The 17,009-nt window shown below is 42.1% G+C and carries 11 protein-coding genes; 5 read left to right on the top strand and 6 right to left on the bottom strand.

Going from position 1 to position 17,009, the window contains the following annotated elements; translation table 11 throughout:
- Positions 1–38: 38 nt before the first annotated feature.
- Together FLL46_RS08115 and FLL46_RS08110 are read right to left on the bottom strand one after the other, a co-directional pair.
- A complete protein-coding gene (locus FLL46_RS08115; protein WP_142892988.1) occupies positions 39–473 on the bottom strand; it encodes a VOC family protein in 435 nt (144 codons plus the stop codon).
- Positions 474–530: 57 nt separating this feature from the next.
- The gene (locus FLL46_RS08110) at positions 531–1,757 is read right to left on the bottom strand and encodes a multidrug effflux MFS transporter (protein WP_142892987.1); all 1,227 of its coding nucleotides are present in this window, start codon (positions 1,755–1,757) and stop codon (positions 531–533) included.
- A 133-nt stretch (positions 1,758–1,890) separates the two neighbouring features.
- On the opposite strand from FLL46_RS08110, the gene FLL46_RS08105 reads away from it, so the two are divergent.
- Entirely contained in the window at positions 1,891–2,781 is an 891-nt protein-coding gene (locus tag FLL46_RS08105; RefSeq protein ID WP_142892986.1) for a LysR family transcriptional regulator, read from the top strand.
- A gap of 80 nt (positions 2,782–2,861) precedes the next feature.
- On the opposite strand, the gene FLL46_RS08100 is transcribed toward FLL46_RS08105, so the two are convergent.
- Together FLL46_RS08100 and FLL46_RS08095 are read right to left on the bottom strand one after the other, a co-directional pair.
- Positions 2,862–4,691 (bottom strand): putative bifunctional diguanylate cyclase/phosphodiesterase, encoded by a 1,830-nt coding sequence (locus FLL46_RS08100; RefSeq protein ID WP_168204094.1) that lies wholly within the window; start codon positions 4,689–4,691, stop codon positions 2,862–2,864.
- A 224-nt stretch (positions 4,692–4,915) separates the two neighbouring features.
- On the bottom strand, positions 4,916–5,293 hold the full coding sequence (locus FLL46_RS08095) for a DUF2784 domain-containing protein (RefSeq protein ID WP_142892984.1): 378 nt from the start codon (positions 5,291–5,293) through the stop codon (positions 4,916–4,918).
- A gap of 260 nt (positions 5,294–5,553) precedes the next feature.
- On the opposite strand from FLL46_RS08095, the gene FLL46_RS08090 reads away from it, so the two are divergent.
- The 3 genes from FLL46_RS08090 to FLL46_RS08080 all read left to right on the top strand — a co-directional run bounded on the left by FLL46_RS08090 (position 5,554) and on the right by FLL46_RS08080 (position 12,723).
- Positions 5,554–10,191, top strand: coding sequence for an ATP-binding protein (locus tag FLL46_RS08090; RefSeq protein WP_142892983.1), 4,638 nt, complete (start codon positions 5,554–5,556; stop codon positions 10,189–10,191).
- A gap of 187 nt (positions 10,192–10,378) precedes the next feature.
- Complete coding sequence (locus FLL46_RS08085) at positions 10,379–11,575, top strand: acetyltransferase domain-containing protein (RefSeq protein ID WP_142892982.1); 1,197 nt, start codon at positions 10,379–10,381, stop codon at positions 11,573–11,575.
- Positions 11,576–12,150: 575 nt separating this feature from the next.
- On the top strand, positions 12,151–12,723 hold the full coding sequence (locus FLL46_RS08080; RefSeq protein WP_142892981.1) for a hypothetical protein: 573 nt from the start codon (positions 12,151–12,153) through the stop codon (positions 12,721–12,723).
- A 26-nt stretch (positions 12,724–12,749) separates the two neighbouring features.
- On the opposite strand, the gene FLL46_RS08075 is transcribed toward FLL46_RS08080, so the two are convergent.
- On the bottom strand, positions 12,750–13,226 hold the full coding sequence (locus tag FLL46_RS08075) for an Lrp/AsnC family transcriptional regulator (protein ID WP_142892980.1): 477 nt from the start codon (positions 13,224–13,226) through the stop codon (positions 12,750–12,752).
- A 148-nt stretch (positions 13,227–13,374) separates the two neighbouring features.
- Between FLL46_RS08075 and FLL46_RS08070 the strand changes: the two genes are divergently transcribed.
- The gene (locus tag FLL46_RS08070) at positions 13,375–14,736 is read left to right on the top strand and encodes an aminotransferase family protein (RefSeq protein ID WP_142892979.1); all 1,362 of its coding nucleotides are present in this window, start codon (positions 13,375–13,377) and stop codon (positions 14,734–14,736) included.
- 37 nt (positions 14,737–14,773) lie between these two features.
- On the opposite strand, the gene FLL46_RS08065 is transcribed toward FLL46_RS08070, so the two are convergent.
- Complete coding sequence (locus FLL46_RS08065; RefSeq protein WP_142892978.1) at positions 14,774–16,942, bottom strand: winged helix-turn-helix domain-containing protein; 2,169 nt, start codon at positions 16,940–16,942, stop codon at positions 14,774–14,776.
- Positions 16,943–17,009 lie beyond the last annotated feature (67 nt).

Here is a 17,009-nt window from a genome sequence, read left to right as displayed (position 1 = left end):
TTATTAATCAATTTAAATATTCAATGGCTCTGCGTTTATCAATGGTGGTGTTTTGAATTGGTGTCAGCAAAAAAATTCTCGCCTGAATGTTCAACCAGTTCGATCACGTTACGGTCTGGATCACGAATAAAAATAGTATTGATCCCTTTAAATTGGTGACGGCCGGTAATTTCAATATTGAGTTCTTCCATTAGTGCTTTGGCCTGTTCTATCGATTCGATTTCAATGGCGACATGAGTGTAGCCCGAGTATTTTTCATCAACGTCCATTAAGATATTGTTGTCGATTGCATTGGTTGCCGGGCCTAAGAGATTTAATACTAATCCGCTGGGGTGAAGCATAATGACCGGGTGGCCGTGTTCAAAGCCACCGTCAAATTTAAACTCATATCCCAGACTTTCGTAAAACTTGATTGACACATTTTTATCTTTAACACGAATGCCAACGTGATCGATTTTTTTAAGATTTAACATGGTTGTTTCCTCGAATAATTTAAATGTATTTCGGTTAATATTTTGAAATAAAGTGATTTAGTTAAGAGAAAGTTTTTCCGCTTTGTTGTCAGACTGTGTTCTGGTCATGCGGTACAGCCAGAAACCGCTGCAAAGCGCGAGTAGTCCACAGCAAGCCATAACACTGGTCATAACGGTTGCGTCAACGCTGTGGAATCCGCTGACAAGTGCGCTTGACACTGCACCCAGACCGAATTGAAATACGCCATATAGTGCTGAGACAGTTCCGCCGTCCTGTTTAAATTTTGCCATTGCGCCGGCAATCGCATTAGCAGCGATTAAGCCGAGAAGACCGACATAAGTGACAATAATTCCGACCAGTGACCAAAGCCCGAGAGAAAGCTGATTAACTAGTATTAAACAGAGACTGACTAAGCCGATGGCAAATGAACCAACGACGACTTTTTTGGTCGGTGGAATAGATTGAAGCACTTTTGCGTTGACTAAGTTAACGCCAATCATTGCGACTGCATTGAGTGCGACCAGGTAACCATAATGGTTTTCCTGAACACCAAAATACTCGATGTAAACAAAGGGGGAGCCTGCGACAAACGCGAATGAGCCGGAGAGTACATGCGACATCACGTAACCATGACGAATAATCGGTAAATAAGAGCGAAATAAACTGCCGATTGATGCGGTCAATGATTGCTTACTGGTGTTGTTTGTGTGATCGCTTGCATGTTTTTTCTTCGATTTTTCTCTGACAATTAACTTTGCCGCGATTAACACCAATGTGGCATAGCCGGCCAGTCCATAAAATATCCATTCCCAACCATATCGGATCAGGATTTCACCACCGATAATCGGCGCTATCAGCGGAGCGATCACAACCACGCTCATAATGTAGGATATAATCACAGCACTTTGTTTTTCCTCAAATCGATCGTTGATGAGCGCAAAGACGACAACGGAAGATCCTCCACCCAGTGCTTGCAAGAAACGATAGAAATAAAGGGTCGTCGGTGTTTCCGCAATTCCGCATAAATAACTACTAACACTAAATAAGACCAGACCGGCTAATAATACGGGCCGGCGACCGATAGAATCTGACAGGGGTCCAAGAAATATCTGACTGACTGCATAACCTAATAAGAAGATGGCTACTGAGGCTTCAACATGATTGATATCGGTTGATAGAGCGGTGGCCATTGCAGGCAAAGCTGGCAGGTACATATCGATTGCGAAAGGAGCAAGCGAAAAAATAGCGCCCATACAAATGATTACCCGAGTTGTTACTTGCATAGTGCCTCCGAAGTGTTTATTGGTTAAGTTGAGTTCGCTTTAATCAAATTGGTTATTTTTAATGTCAGCTAAAATAGGTTAAATTAATTCCAAATAAAGATTAATATGTATTTCAGAAATAGATTATTTCCATATGACTAAGAATAAATTGTTAGATGGTATTGTGACCTTCGTGCAAGTCGTTGAAAGTAATAGCTTTTCTAATGCTGCTGAGAAGTTGGGGCATTCGGCGTCGTATATTAGTAAGGAGGTTAATAAGCTGGAAGAGCGTTTGGGGACAAGATTACTTAATCGAACTACCCGAAATTTAAGCCTTACTGACGAAGGTAAGACCTACTACCAACGCTGTCGTCAAATAGTTATTGATGCTGAAGACGCTGAAACTGCGATAAATCGCCAACAGGAGCATCCTCGGGGATTATTAAAGCTCAGCGCACCCTATAGTTTTGGAATGGCTCACCTGACTGACGCGCTACCGGATTTTTTGCTGCAATATCCCGATGTTCAACTTGAAGTAGAATTCAATGAACGACTTGTTGATTTAGTCGCGGAAGGATTTGATATGGCTATTCGGATAGGCAAACTGAAAGATTCAAACCTTATCGCGAGAAAGTTTATGCAATCGAAAGGTGTTGTTGTCGCTTCACCTGAATACCTAAAAATTCATGGCAAGCCACAAGAACCGCAAGCAATCAGCGAGCATCAATGTATTAGCTTTTCACTACATAATTCGACGACTCAGTGGGAATTTACACACAACTCCCAATTAATTAGCGTATCGGTCAATTCCCGTGTCATTTGTAATAGTGCTGAATTAGAGCTTGCTATGGCGCTAAAGGGAATCGGCATAGCGAGACTCCCTTATTTTTGTTGTGAACGCCAGATTGAGAGCGGAAAATTAGTTGAATTGTTAGACGATTATGAAAAACGAGAATTTGGCATCTACGCGGTTTATCCACATCGCCAATTGTTGTCGCCAAAAGTCAACGCGATGATTAATTTTCTAGCAGATAGATTTGGTTGATAAGCAGAAATTAGTTAACCTCAGCGCTTATTCCGAGATGAGGTTAGTTAGTGCTATCTGTGCGTCAATTCACATGGCACTTAATTAAGCTTGTCTAAAAAGTTCATCTTCAATATATCCGCTGGTGTCTTCGGCGGCGCGATAAGATTACCCTGGACGATATAACACTTGGTTGACTTAATAAAATCCAGTTCTGTTTCTGTTTCGATTCCCTCGGCTATGAGTGAAACTTCCAGGTTGACTCCGATATCAATAATACTTTTTGCGATTGCCGCTTGCTGGGGGTTGCTGTCAACGTGACGAATAAAGCTTTTATCGATTTTAATGAAATCAATTTCAATCAGCTGAAGGTATCTAAAAGAAGAATATCCGGTCCCGAAATCATCGATAGCGAATCTGATGCCGTAAGTTCTCAAATCGTTGACTACCTGAGAAATATTGCTAATGCCTTCTAGAAAAATCGATTCAGTGATTTCAAAAATCAGTTGATCGCCTGGGACGTTGTAGTTGTTTAGGATGGCAATGACTTCGGCGGAAAATGTTGGTGACTGCAGGTCTTTGCCCGATAGATTGACGGAGATTGGAATCCCCTGAAGCGGGGTGCCTCGCCAACTTCGAATACTAATGCAAACTTCTGATAACACGAATTTGGTAAGCACACCGATTAATGCGGATTTTTCAGCGATGGGAATAAACTCCTCTGGCGACTTCTTGGTTCCATCAGGTAATTGCCAGCGGAGCAGCGCCTCCACGCCAACCATACGATTGTTGCGTAAATCGACTTCAGGTTGATACTCCAGAAATAGTTGTGAGGTGTTCAGTCCGTGACGCAACGCATTTTCAATTTCTAATCGATTTAGCGCCTGTTTTTCCATTTTTGGATGATAGTAGCAGTAGGTGTTTTTTCCCTTACGCTTGGCTTCATACATCGCCATGTCGGCCTGCCTCACAAGGCCTGCGGGATCCATGTTATCTTGTGGATATTGACTGATACCAATACTACATGACACATAATAGCTGTATTTGCCGACATTGAGCGGCTGTTTGAAGTTGTCAAGAATCCGGCGATAAGTTTCGTCTGCGCCACTCGTATCGTAAAGATCTTCAACGACAATCAAAAATTCATCACCACCAATTCGTCCAAATGTATCACTCTCCCTCACACAACTTTTTATTCGGTTAGCGACAGCAATAAGAAAGTTATCACCTTGTTTATGGCCGGCGGCATCGTTGATTTTCTTAAAATCGTCCAGGTCGATAAACAAAACCGCTACGCGTTTATTCTGCCTTTTGGCTAAAGATATCGCATGTTCAAGGGAGGCCAACATTAAAGTTCGATTAGGCAGGTCAGTCAGATTATCGTGATAAGCTTGGTGTTCGATTAATGCATCTTTGCGGCGTATTTCAGTGATATCACGTAAACACCAAACTCGACCCAGGTATTCGCCATGACGCAATTTAGGCAAACTGTAATACTCAAATTCTCTACCATCTTTAAAAGGCGTAAAACCTCGCAAAATTGCCGTGTTGTCCGACGCAATCCGATCAAGTTCAAGCAGAAATTGATCGGGCTTTGCCAACAAGCTGAGTAAAGCTGGTAGCGTGTCTTCCGCGGTTATAGTTTCAACGGGTAAATTTTCAAGTTTGATTAGTTTGGCACCGGCAGAATTCATCCGATCAAAATCACCACCGGGTTTAAAACTGAAAACGGCCTCTTTGGTCGTATCAAGTAGTGTTTCCAGGGTGACATAGGCTTTGCGTAATTCGTCTAACTCTCGTAGCTGTAGGTCATAATCAAAAAAGCACTCTGAAGTTTCATGAAGCAGACTTTTCAACACAGATACTGGTTCGTCCTGTTGCAGAGCATTGAATAGCGCTTCAAGTTTTGGGTGTTTTGAACGTGATTTCATTTCATAATTCGCTAAAGAGTTATAACCCGAAAACATCAGGGTTAACTGGGTGACTATAGTAAGACAGAAATCGTTTAAGTTCTATGAATAAAGTGTATAAGTTGCACGCGGATACTTGCTTTGCTGGTGTGATAAAACTTGATGGAATTGATAAGGCTTTCTAATTAATAGTGATGGATGTTTTCCTTAATAATTGTCAATATTGCAGCAGGTCGTCTTACTCTTTATTCATGTTTTCTACGAACAGCATAATGGCGAATAACATAAGCATAAATGCCACCGTTAACCAATAAAGTGAATGCGCCTAATAGTAATTGAATATCATGTGTCAGACCTGTGGGATAGATGACTGGTAGCACATAAAACTCGACAAAGCCGCCGCTATAACCGGCACTGTTGCCACTGATTCTTAGCATGTTTTCCAAAGGTGTGAGTGGGCAGATCCATCCGTTAAACTCTAGCAAAACACCCCATAAAAATGCAGGTAGATGAATGAAACAGAGCCACCTTCGCCATAGCACCAAAAGGCCGCCAAATAATACAAATAGTATAAAAAACAAATGTATTATAACTACTATGTCTGCAAGTATACGATAAAGCATGGCACGGACTTAATCAGCTTGTGGATAAGATTGGGTTAAATGACAGCGACGCAGAGCAATTGAATTTAGCATCATAATAACAACATTATTCACTATTTTGGCGACCTTGTGCTATACCTTTACAAGAGTTTTTCTAATTTAAGCGACGAAAATTCGCTTTTTTCTTGAGCCTGTATTTTTGTTAAGAATGAGGCTGTCTGAATGTATCGTGCTGATTATCAATAAGGAGCATATTTGAGAGACAGCGCTGGGGTTGTTGAATGAAGTGCTCGTTTATAGTGGTCTGGGTATTTATGATAGCTTGCCTGTCCGCAAATGCTTTATCTGCACATGGCCAGTCTTTAAATACTCGATCTTTAAATACTTCTGAACCGGATAAAAAATTTCATCAATATATTCAAAACCAGTGGTCAGTTGAAGACGGCTTGCTTCAGGTTGTCGCTAAATCGATTACACAAGATGCAGACGGTTATATCTGGATTGGCTCGCAATTCGGGCTGACCCGGTTTGACGGTGTGCGCTTTAAAACTTTTACTCAAAAAGAATTCACCCAACTTGGCGCTAATGTTCAAAAGCTCTTCACTGATGAACAGGGAAATATGTGGATTGGTACAACCAATGACCTGCTGGTTTATTCAAACCGTTCTTTTAAAGTAATTTCTGATTGGGATAGCTCACTCGACGGACTACTGACCGATCCGAAAATTCAGAATATTATCCAACTAGAGTCGGGCAAAATAATTATAACGACCCTTAATGGTACCTTTGAAGTTGTTGATAGTACGATTAAAAAAAATGCTAGCTTGCCAAAGGATGCCGGGTTCGGTCTGTATACGGATAATGATGAGTTATGGATTGGCGGCATCGGAAAAGTGACCCGGATTATTAATTCCAAACCAGTAACTTTTCGGTTACCTGAAAATCAAAAACATGTTCGTGTTGAACATATTTATCGGCATCACGATAGACTCTGGTTTGGCACTACCGAAGGACTATATTATTTTCAGGATCAAAGTATAGAAAAATTTGAGCAGCACCCGGTGTTGCTTAGTACGCCAGTTACCTCAATGCTAGAAGACGCAGATAACATCTTATGGATTGGCGCTAATGTCGGATTATTCCGAATGAAAGAAGGTCAGATTGTTGAATTTGTTTCCAATGATCATCCGAAAGCATTTCAAGTCATACTATCGATGTATAGCGACCACGAAAATAACATCTGGCTAGGAAGTTATGTTCACGGTGTGGCTAAGCTAACCAAAGCAATTACTAATAATTATGGGGTAGAGTCGGGGCTAACCGAACCAATTGTCTGGTCGGTACAACGGGATTCTGACAAGATTTATGTGGGAACGAATAATGGGTTGGACACTTTTAAAAACGGGCAGTTTGAGTTAACTGTCGCCGGAGAAGAACTTCCTCACCCAGTGGTTTACAGTCAATTACTGACACCGGAAGGCTTGTTGTTAGGTACTCGAGCCGGTGTTGCAATTTTTAAAGATGACAAAATTTTCTCGCCCCCCGAGTTCGAACCGCTCGCTTACAGTCATATCCGAGGTATTTTACGAATTGCCCCAAATGAATATTATTTCGCAACCGACTCCGGGTTATTTTATACCAAAAACCAACAAACAATACTTTATTCTCAAGATAATTCCGGCGCAGACGTCTCACTTCGTTTTGTAATGAAGTCATCCAAAAATAAAATTTTAATCGGCGGCGCAACCGGCGTCTATGAACTTAAAAATAACAGGCTAGTAAAGCTTTTTCCGTTAAAAGAAGTTGATGAGTTGTTTGATATTACGACGATATATGAGAATCTCGATGGATCTTTTTTAATCGGGACAACTGCATCAGGACTTGTCCATCATATCAATGACGAATGGGTTCATTTTGGACCAGAGTCTGCTGGACTACCGACGCCAGGCGCTTTTTTTATTGTTCGAGATAAAAATGAGTTTGTGTGGGTTTCTTCGTTTGATGGGTTATATCGATTTCCTTACGAGCAATTGCGCGCATTTAAAGAAGGAAGCATATCGCGTTTACAAGTTGACCATGTGCTGGAAGATACTGGCAGGGTGTTAGGCGCTGAAAAATCAGACTGTTGTACCGGCGCCGGGACTTCCAAAGGATTTTTTTACAATGATGTGATTACACTGCCTTCGCGAACCGGTGTCATTAATATTGATACACTCGACCTCTCTAAAGATATTGGCGCACCCGGCTCTTTGGTTGAGTCTATTAACATTAATCAAAAGTGGGACGAAGTGAGGCCTGATAAAAACTTTTTGATTAATAATGATTATCGTGATCTGGAAATCCGCTTTACAACGCTTAGCTTTGTTAACTCTCATAACATTCAACTTAGCTATAAGTTGATTGGTTATGATAATGACTGGAAATTGCTGGAAGATCCAACTCGCCGCCAGGTTTCATATACAAACCTTCCCCATGGCCGCTATCAGTTTGTAGTCAAAGGCAAAAATGATTCCGGGGTGTGGGGAAAAGAATCAGCGCCTTTGTCATTTTCAATTGAGCCTTATTATTATGAAACCTGGTGGTTTTACCTGCTGGTTTTGTCCATCGTTTTTGCATTGGCACTAGCGCTTCATCGTTTTCGAATAGTCAGTTTGAAAAAACAGCAGATTAGTCTGGAGGCTGAAGTTGGTAGTAAGACCAGTATTATATTGGCGGTGGCTGAAGCCGGCCAAAAAATTACTTCTGGTTTTGATTTTGAACACACCATGGAGACGGTTTATAACAACATAAAATCTTTTATGTCGGCGGATCATTTTGGTATCGGTATCTGTTCTGAAGATAATCAGGAAATTGTTTATGATTTTTGTGTCTCATTTGATAAAAGGTATAAACCTTATAAAAGAGATATGACGAACAAAAAATTGCTACCTGTGTGGTGTATCGACAAACGCAAGCCGGTATTAATTAACGATATCGAAACTGAGGGAAAAAAATATATCAAAGGTTATGTTCATAACGATCTTGAGGAAAGTAGTTATGAATTGGAAGACAACACTAAACCGAAAATGCCGAAGTCGATGCTTTATGTGCCGATCATGATGAATGAAAAAGTGCTGGGCATTATGGGCACGCAGAGTTGCCTACGTAATCAATATGAAACGCATCACGTTGATATGTTGCAGTCAATAGCTAACTATACTGCTATCGCGTTACATAATAATAAAATGCATCAACAGATGCTTGCGGCAGAAAAGCGCGAAAGTAAAAGAATTGAGAAACAAAAGAGTTTAGCTGAAGCTGCTAATAGAGCTAAAAGCCAATTTCTTGCTACCATGAGCCATGAAATTAGAACACCAATGAATGGTGTCATTGGAATGGTAGAATTGCTTAGAGCAACCAAGTTGCAGGATACTCAGCGCCACTATGTTGATATCATTTCTCGCTCTGGAAAAACACTTCTTAATATTATCAACGATGTCCTGGATTACTCGAAAATAGAGGCAGGAAAAATGCAGTTAGAGTCGGTTGATTTTTCTCTTCATCACCTTATCGAAGACTGTACCAATCTATTTGAAGTGACGGCCAACGAAAAATCGATTTGTTTTATAGGAAATTTGTCACCGGCAGTTCCTGCTTTGTTAGTCGGCGATCCCACCCGACTCACTCAACTTCTTATTAATCTATTGGGCAATGCATTTAAATTTACCGAAGGAGGAACTGTTGCGCTCAATATCGAATTAGTTGAAGCCTATTCTAAAAAGGAGGTTAAGCTGCGTTTTTCTGTCAGAGATACTGGCATTGGTATCTCTGAAGAGGCGCAGGAAAAGCTATTTGACTCATTTAATCAAAGTGATAGTTCTACAACACGAAAATACGGTGGAACTGGTCTGGGGCTCGCAATCAGCAAACAATTGGTACAGCTAATGCACGGTGAGATAGGTGTTGACAGCCAACCGGAGCAAGGGGCTGACTTCTGGTTTACCGCAAAGTTAAAAGTTGCTGACAATCAGCCGAAGAGTAAATCACAACTAAATAGCGAAAACTCTTCTGAGAAAAAAAATATATTGTTGATTAGCGATAACTTGATTTTCTACGAAAATCTGAAAAGTTATATGTCTCATTTTCACGTTGTGGTGAATCGTCAAAAACATATTGAGGGAAATGAGCTTGCAGAAGATTGGATGAAAGAACAATTTAAAGCTTTTGAATGTGTCGTTGTCGATCGAGAAATACTAGGTAAGTTATCGAGTGAAAGTATTGAGATTTTCACGCAGCTTATAGAGTCTATGCAGGTTAAATTAATCTTGTTTGGTACCTTTTTTGAGCGTGAAAACTTAACTCAAGTTTTTCTAAAGATTCAAAATCTGTCATTGAGAAACCCTATTAACTTTGCAGAGATAAAATATGTTCTTGAGCAGCCGATATTAAGCTTCTCCCGCTCTGAATATTCTGAATTTGGTCAATATGAAGAGCGAGACTTAAGCGGTAGCCCAAATAAGGGAATCGAAAAAGAACTACGAGAGCTGCCCGATTTAAACCATTTGAAAATTCTGGTAGCAGAAGATAATGCTATCAACCAGACAGTTATTAAAAGCATGCTAGAAAAGCTGGGAATCGATGCGGTCATTGTAGAAAACGGCGTGATGGCTGTGGAGGCGGTTAAATCGGTTAACGAGGCCTTCGACGTGATTTTTATGGATTGCGAAATGCCTGAAATGGATGGGTTTGAATCAACTCGAATCATTCGCCAGTATGAAGCACAGTCAAATCAATCTGCAACGACGATTATTGCGTTAACAGCTCATACCATGCAGGAACATAAGACCGCAGTTTATGAGGCGGGAATGGATTATCATTTGGCAAAACCTGTGACTCTCGCGAATTTGATCGGTGCGTTGAAAAATATGGAACTTGCATAGCCCGTCTGATGTCAGGTTAAGAATTTCCATTCCTTATCACTATCTCTAGAACCAAACTCTATTCTAGTTTTTGGCTCAATTAAATTTTGAGATAATAGTTGTATTTTATCTCTTATCGTAATAGCAGATAAAAAAGTAAAGAAGTTGGGGTATATTAGAACAATTTAAAATAAAACAGGTTAGCGGAATGACTGAGATGAGTGAAATAAAACATCGCCTCAAATCAATCGATATTCTACGTGGTATTATTATTGTTCTAATGGCCCTGGATCATACTAGAGATTTTTGGGGGCCTACCAGTTTCGATCCGACCGATTTAACTCAATCTGACGCGGGATGGTTTTTTACCCGTTGGATCACCCATTATTGTGCTCCCTTGTTTATTTTTCTTTCGGGAATAAGTGCCTATCTTTATGGTCAAAAAATCAATTCAAAGTCGGCGTTGAGAAATTTTTTGTTAACACGCGGATTGTGGCTGGTATTTGTCGAAATTATCATTATCAATGTTTCCTGGCAGTTTGCTTACCAGTTCATTATTTTCCAGGTTATCTGGGCTATAGGTATATCCATGATAATTCTTGCGGGTCTGATTTATCTACCGCAGAAATGGATATTCGTGATTTCGCTATTGGCTATTGGATTGCATAATGCGTTGGACGATAAAGCGATGTCGAGTCTGATGGGAAGCGTCGACTGGGTTTGGGCGCTGTTACATCACCAAAAATGGGTGCCTCTCGGTGCTGATGGATTTGGGCTTTTTATTGGATATCCTATTATTCCCTGGTTCGCGGTGATGGCGTTAGGTTATACCGTGGGAGCGATGTATTTAAGACCTCAATTGGACAGGCAACGAATGTTCCTGATCATTGGTACGTTATTGATTGTACTATTTGTGTTGCTTCGAACTTTGATTGGCTATGGTGATCCAACAACCTGGAGTTCTACGCCCGAACACGACCATTATATTTTGTCTGTATTAAATACCACAAAATATCCGCCGTCACTGCAATTTCTCTGCATGACATTAGGACCGTGTTTTATTTTGCTAGCATTGCTCGAAAATTTAAAAGCAAATAGTTCGTATTTCTTTCTATTCCGTTGGTTTCAAAACTTTGGCAAAGTCCCAATGTTTTTCTACATTTTACATGTCCCTTTAATTAATTCTGCAGCCCACATTTATACTTATTTTCGTTATGATCAAGCGGTCAATTTTATCCAGGGACCGTCAGCGTGGCCTGGTGGTTATGAACCGAGCTTAATGTTGGTCTATGGCGCCTGGCTTGCAGTGATTCTGCTGCTTTATGTTCCATGTAAAAAATTTGGTGAATATAAGTGGGAAAATCGCAATAACGAGCGGCGCAAAGCCTGGTTAAGTTACCTGTGATAAATAACCTCAGCTGCGCATAAGAAGAGCCAGCCAATGCAGCGCTTTGAGCGGTTTTCTTCGTTGAGCTTGTTTTTAATAGTTTGCTATTACTGCACAAACTCGCCTTGCTAACCACTCAAATCGCTGCACTGGCTTCACATTGAGTGACCCAATTGTCCTTAAGACTTGTTTTTTGGTGTTAATGCTTACCAATATTGACCTTCAATGACTCTTCTTATGCACAGCTGAGGTTAATTAAGCTGAACTGCTGATTAACGCAAATTTGCTAAGCAAAATGCTGCTAAAAAGCTAAAAATATCAAATTATTATCAGTTATTGTGTTAAAAAGTGCCGCTGCTGGTTGTAAATTACACAACCTTTAAATAACATGGCACGGTGACTTCTAACTCTTTTTGCGATTTTTGGATTGGTGGTGGTCGATTGAGATCATAAACGACACCTTTGCTATCGAATTAACCAGGGCTGGAGAACCACGGAATTTATTTGCTTAATAAAATATTTTATCAAAAATAAAAGCGCGATAATTAAAAGCAGTCATTGTTTCAGTTTTTGGGAATAGGCAGTTCGAACAAGTGAATATTAATCAGATCAAAAAAACGAAAATAAAACAATTAGCGATGACAACTCTGGCGTCACTGATTGCTTTTAAAGCCGGCGCAGCGGTTGATGGAGAATTATCGAGTTCATCCACTGGTAATATCGATATTACTTTAGCGCTTGGTGTGGCCGGCGTTATCGTTGACCTGCGTGACTTCAATTTTGGAAACTGGTCCGGCACCGGCGAGCTGAGAGATAACGACGATTTGTGTATTGGCACAACGGGAACCTCTCAGTACATCATCCGTGCTGACGGGCAGGGTGTCGGTAACGATTTTATTTTGTCAAACGGCTCGAACGAGCTTGCTTATCGAGTATTCTGGAACGATACCACAGGAACCGCTGGTAACTTTGAATTGTTTGCCGGCGTTCAAGTTGATAACTTAACTAATCCACCTAATAGTTTTACACCCATTGGGGGCGGCGGTTACATATGCACCGGTGCCAGAGATGCCAATGTTGAAGTAGTGATTGAAGAAAGCGCATTACAGGCTGCTGAGGCAGGGAGTTATTCCGGAGTGTTGACATTAACGCTGATCCCACAATAGAGAACCTGAGTTTGGGATAAAAAGCCTCAGTTTCTTGCCAGTTTTTCGAGAGGGTAGCCACTAAAAGACTTGTTTCTCTCGATAACTGGAAAGGTATTAAGTTTTACTACACCCAATTTAGATTCAAGGATCCGATTAGAAAGATTGCGCAATTCAGTCATATCAGACACCACAACCTGTAATAGATAATCAAAATTTGAGCCGACCACAAAGCTTTCAACGACTTCGTCGATTTCCTTGATAAAACCGTCAAACTTTTTAAAATCTTCTGGAAAATGATTGCCCAGGGTGACTTCCATAAAAGCCATTAACACCGGACCTAGTTTCTCGAGGATAATTTTGGTGCGGTAGCCTTCGATAAATCCTTGTTGTTCGAGTTTTTTTACGCGTGCCAGACATGCGCTAGGCGACAATGCAATTTTGTCGGCCAATTCTTGATTACTGATACGTCCGTCTTTTTGCAGCAGTTTAAGGATCTGCAAATCTCGCCGATCGAGGCTCATGGGTAGAATGCTCCGAATTTTCTGCGGTATTTTTTCAATATACCAAATTTGATGTCGTAGATCTGTTTATCTTTAACCACCCATTTCGTTTAAATTATGGTTTGATAAGCAATTGTAATTTATTGAAAATTTAACCAGGAAGAGTCAAATGAGTTCCACTGATATCACTCAACAACAACAACCGAATATTCTGCACCCGGCAACCTCAATTGTGGCTTTGGAACAAAATGGGGCACGTTTGATGAATGATGCGAAGGGGATCCACATCAAAGATCAAGAAGGCAATCAGTTAATCGACGGAATTGCGGGTCTATGGTGCTCGAATATTGGCCACGGTCGGACGGAAATTGCTGAAACATTAAGTAACGCCGCGCGTTCGCTAGATTACTTTCACACATTTAACGGTCATACCAACCAGGCGCAAGAAGAATTGGCGGCACGTCTGGTGGCAATGGCCCCGGAAAATTTAACTCATGTCTTTTTTGGATGTTCAGGCTCCGACGCGAATGACACGCTAGTTAAAATAGCCTGGCAATATCATATTATGCGCGGCAAACCAGAAAAGCGGAAAATCATTTCTCGTTGGCAAGCTTACCACGGTACTTCTATTTCAACCGCTAGCCTGACCGGGCTGAAGGGCTTTCATCGTTCATTCAATCTCCCGTTGGATTTTGCTGTGCATACTGAGTGCCCATTTTATTATGCTGAAGCTAAAAGTGATGAATCTGCTGAGGCATATACTGCCAGGTTGCATACGCAATTGAGGGAGTTGATCGCGCGGGAAGGTGCTGAAAATATTGCCGCGTTCATTGGTGAGCCTATCATGGGGGCTGGTGGTGTTATCACACCGCCGGAGGGGTATTGGAAAGGTGTCGAGTCAATTTGTCGAGAAAACGATATATTATTAATTGCCGATGAAGTAGTTTGTGGATTTGGCCGAACCGGCAAGAACTTTGGGGTCGAGCACTATGAGATACAGCCCGATTTAATGGCGACCGCCAAAGGGTTAACCGCCGGTGTATTTCCGATGTCAGCAGCTTTTGTTTCTACCGATGTGCATGATGTACTACGTCAGGCATCAGCTGAGCTTGGCGGTTTTTCACATGGGTATACTTATTCGGGCCACCCGATTGGCGCGGCTGTGGCGAACAAAGTCCTTGATATCATGGCGAATGAAAATCTGGTTGATAATGCGGCGGCAGTTGGTGCTTACTTACATGAAAAGCTGAATGCATCTTTGGCTGGACACCCGAATGTCGGTGAAATTCGAGGTAAGGGTCTACTCGCGGCAATTCAGTTAATGGATGACGCGCCCAATAAAAGATTTCTGGACCCTAAACACAAAATGGCTGCCAGGGTTTCCGAGGCCTGCTATCGCTATGGATTAATTATTCGCCCATTACCCTCGATAAACTCGCTGGCACTTTCTCCGCCGCTGGTACTATCAAAGGCTGAAGCTGATCAAATTGTTGAAAAAGTAATACTTGGCCTGGAAGAAATCTTTCATTAGAACATCAGGGGCCGGCGAGATTATTTGACTGACTTTATCAATCAGCAAAAGCACTTTTCACCAACACCAGATCACTCTCTGGTGGGCTAGTACCCACCAGGTAAAGATTGCTCAGTTTTTCGTCAACAGCTAACACCGGGTCAAAACGCGGTATATTGGTTGTCGCCTGATAGAGGGTTTCAATTTCTTTGGTGGTAAAGTTTGCCAGTTGGACTTCGCCAAAGCGGGTCGCGCTACGATTGAAATAAACAATACCCTGTTCCACCACGGTAAACGCCGCCCAATCGTCAGCGTGAAGATTTCGATTGAATAGCGTGGCGCTCTTTTCTGCAGGTGTAGCTGAATTCAAGTCCAGCTCCCATAATCCTGATTGGTTACGTCGGCTAAAATAAAGTTGTTTGCCGTCAACGCTTTCCTGGCCAAAATAGCCGCCGTCAGCCGTGATTTTAACTGCAGAACCACCGTCCATCGGTTTACGCCAAATTTGCCATTCTCCGCTTCGATCAGAGGCAAAATAAATAAATCGACCATCGCTGGAAATACTGGGAGCACTGTTAAGAGATTCATGATCGGTGAGTTTTAGTAGTAGACCATCGTGCAAACTGTAGGTATAAATCTGGCTGAATTGGTTTTCGTGAACTTCAAAAACCAGTCGTTGGCTGTCTCGGGAAAATCTTGGGGCAACCACATACTGATTAGTAAAAGTGGTTAAGGGTCGTGTGGCGCCTGAATTAATATCGCCCAACCAAAGTTGAAAGTCTCCGGTTCGGTCGGAAGTAAATACAAACTGTTTACCGTCGGGTGAAACCATCGGGCTCAAGTCCCAGTGATTTGAGTTAAACAGGATTTCTTTGGCGCCGGCGTTTTCAGGTTTAGACGTATTTGCAGCTAATGAAATTCGCGTAATGTCCGTATCGAACTTTCTAACGGTTGCAACCATATCACCGTTGGCGGCGATTTGCGGTTCGATCACTTCGTTAAGCGCCAGCGCCACACTTTCAAGTTTACCAGTTGCTAAAGTTATCAGCTTGAGCTGGTAATTGACGCCGCGCCGAGTTGCCAAGACCAACTGTTCGCCATTCGGTGTCCAGCTAGCGCCCATAATCCCGGAGCGTTGTCGCGTTAACTGTTTTTCCAGTTTGATAGATTGATTGGCTACGTCTGAGTGGGTAGGAATAACAAATAAATCGTGCTGCATCTCGGTATAAGCGCGGGTAAAAACCAGTTGATTACCGGCCGGCGAAAAAGTTGGATTGAAGTCTCCCCAGGCACCGGAAGGAGGTGATGTTAGCTGAGTACGTTGACCATTTTTCACGAGGATAATGGCGTGGGGTTTACCTTGCTCTGGTTGTGCGCTAAACGCAAAGCTCTCGCCATCGGAAGACCAGGTCAAATCTGGAAAGGCCGAACCATTGCAGCTCCCGGCGCTGGTCACCTGTCCACTGATTAGTCCCTTAACTTGAATTTCACACTGGCGACCTGCGCTATAGCGCATAAAAGCGACACGTTTACCATCTGCGGAAAACAAAGGTGACTGGTCGAGATGCTCCTCAGTTAATGTTTGCAGGGTTTGCCCCTGAATATCCTGGATCATTAGTTTGGGATGGTCTTTAGCTGATGACCGTGCTACATAAACCACATTTCTTCCATCGGGTGAGAGATTTCCTTTGTATTCCATGCCTGGGTCGCTGGTAAGAGGGCGAGCAGTCAGTGGAATGTTTTCAGTGTCTTGGTTCTCGTCTCGCTTTTCGGGAAAAATAATTGCTCCAACCGAAACAATTACCAGTAGTAGCAATACTATCGGCAGTCGATTATCTCGTTGAGATGAATGAGTCGATACATTCGCCGCCAGCTCACCATTGATTTCAGCCAGCCAGCGGTAGCCTTTTTTCCAGACTGTTTCGACGTAGCGTGGCTGTTTAGGATCATCACCAAGCACTTTACGCAACCGACTCACTGCCTGGGCAATTGTGTCATCAGAGACAACGCCACCTTGCCAGACTTCTTCAATCAGCTTGTCTTTGGTCACTAAGCCGCCATTTCGAGTCGATAAGGATAGTAATAACGAAGCTAAACGAGGTTCTAGCGAGGTTACCTGGCCAGACTGGCGGTGCTCTAATTGTAGTTCGGTTACTCGAACCACCCAGTCGCCAGTAATGAAGTCTAGCTTGGTGTTCGTGCTGTTATCTGATTGAGTCTGTTTCAAGGTACTTGGCTGTCTGTACGGGTTGTTTGTGGCTTGCTTTTCGGTGCCTGTTGTAAAAAATAATCTT

Source organism: Aliikangiella coralliicola, assembly GCF_007004725.1.
In the GTDB taxonomy this organism is placed as follows: Bacteria; Pseudomonadota; Gammaproteobacteria; order Enterobacterales; family Kangiellaceae; genus Aliikangiella; species Aliikangiella coralliicola.
Note: the sequence above shows the minus strand (reverse complement) of the source record. Positions and strands in the feature narration are given on the sequence as shown.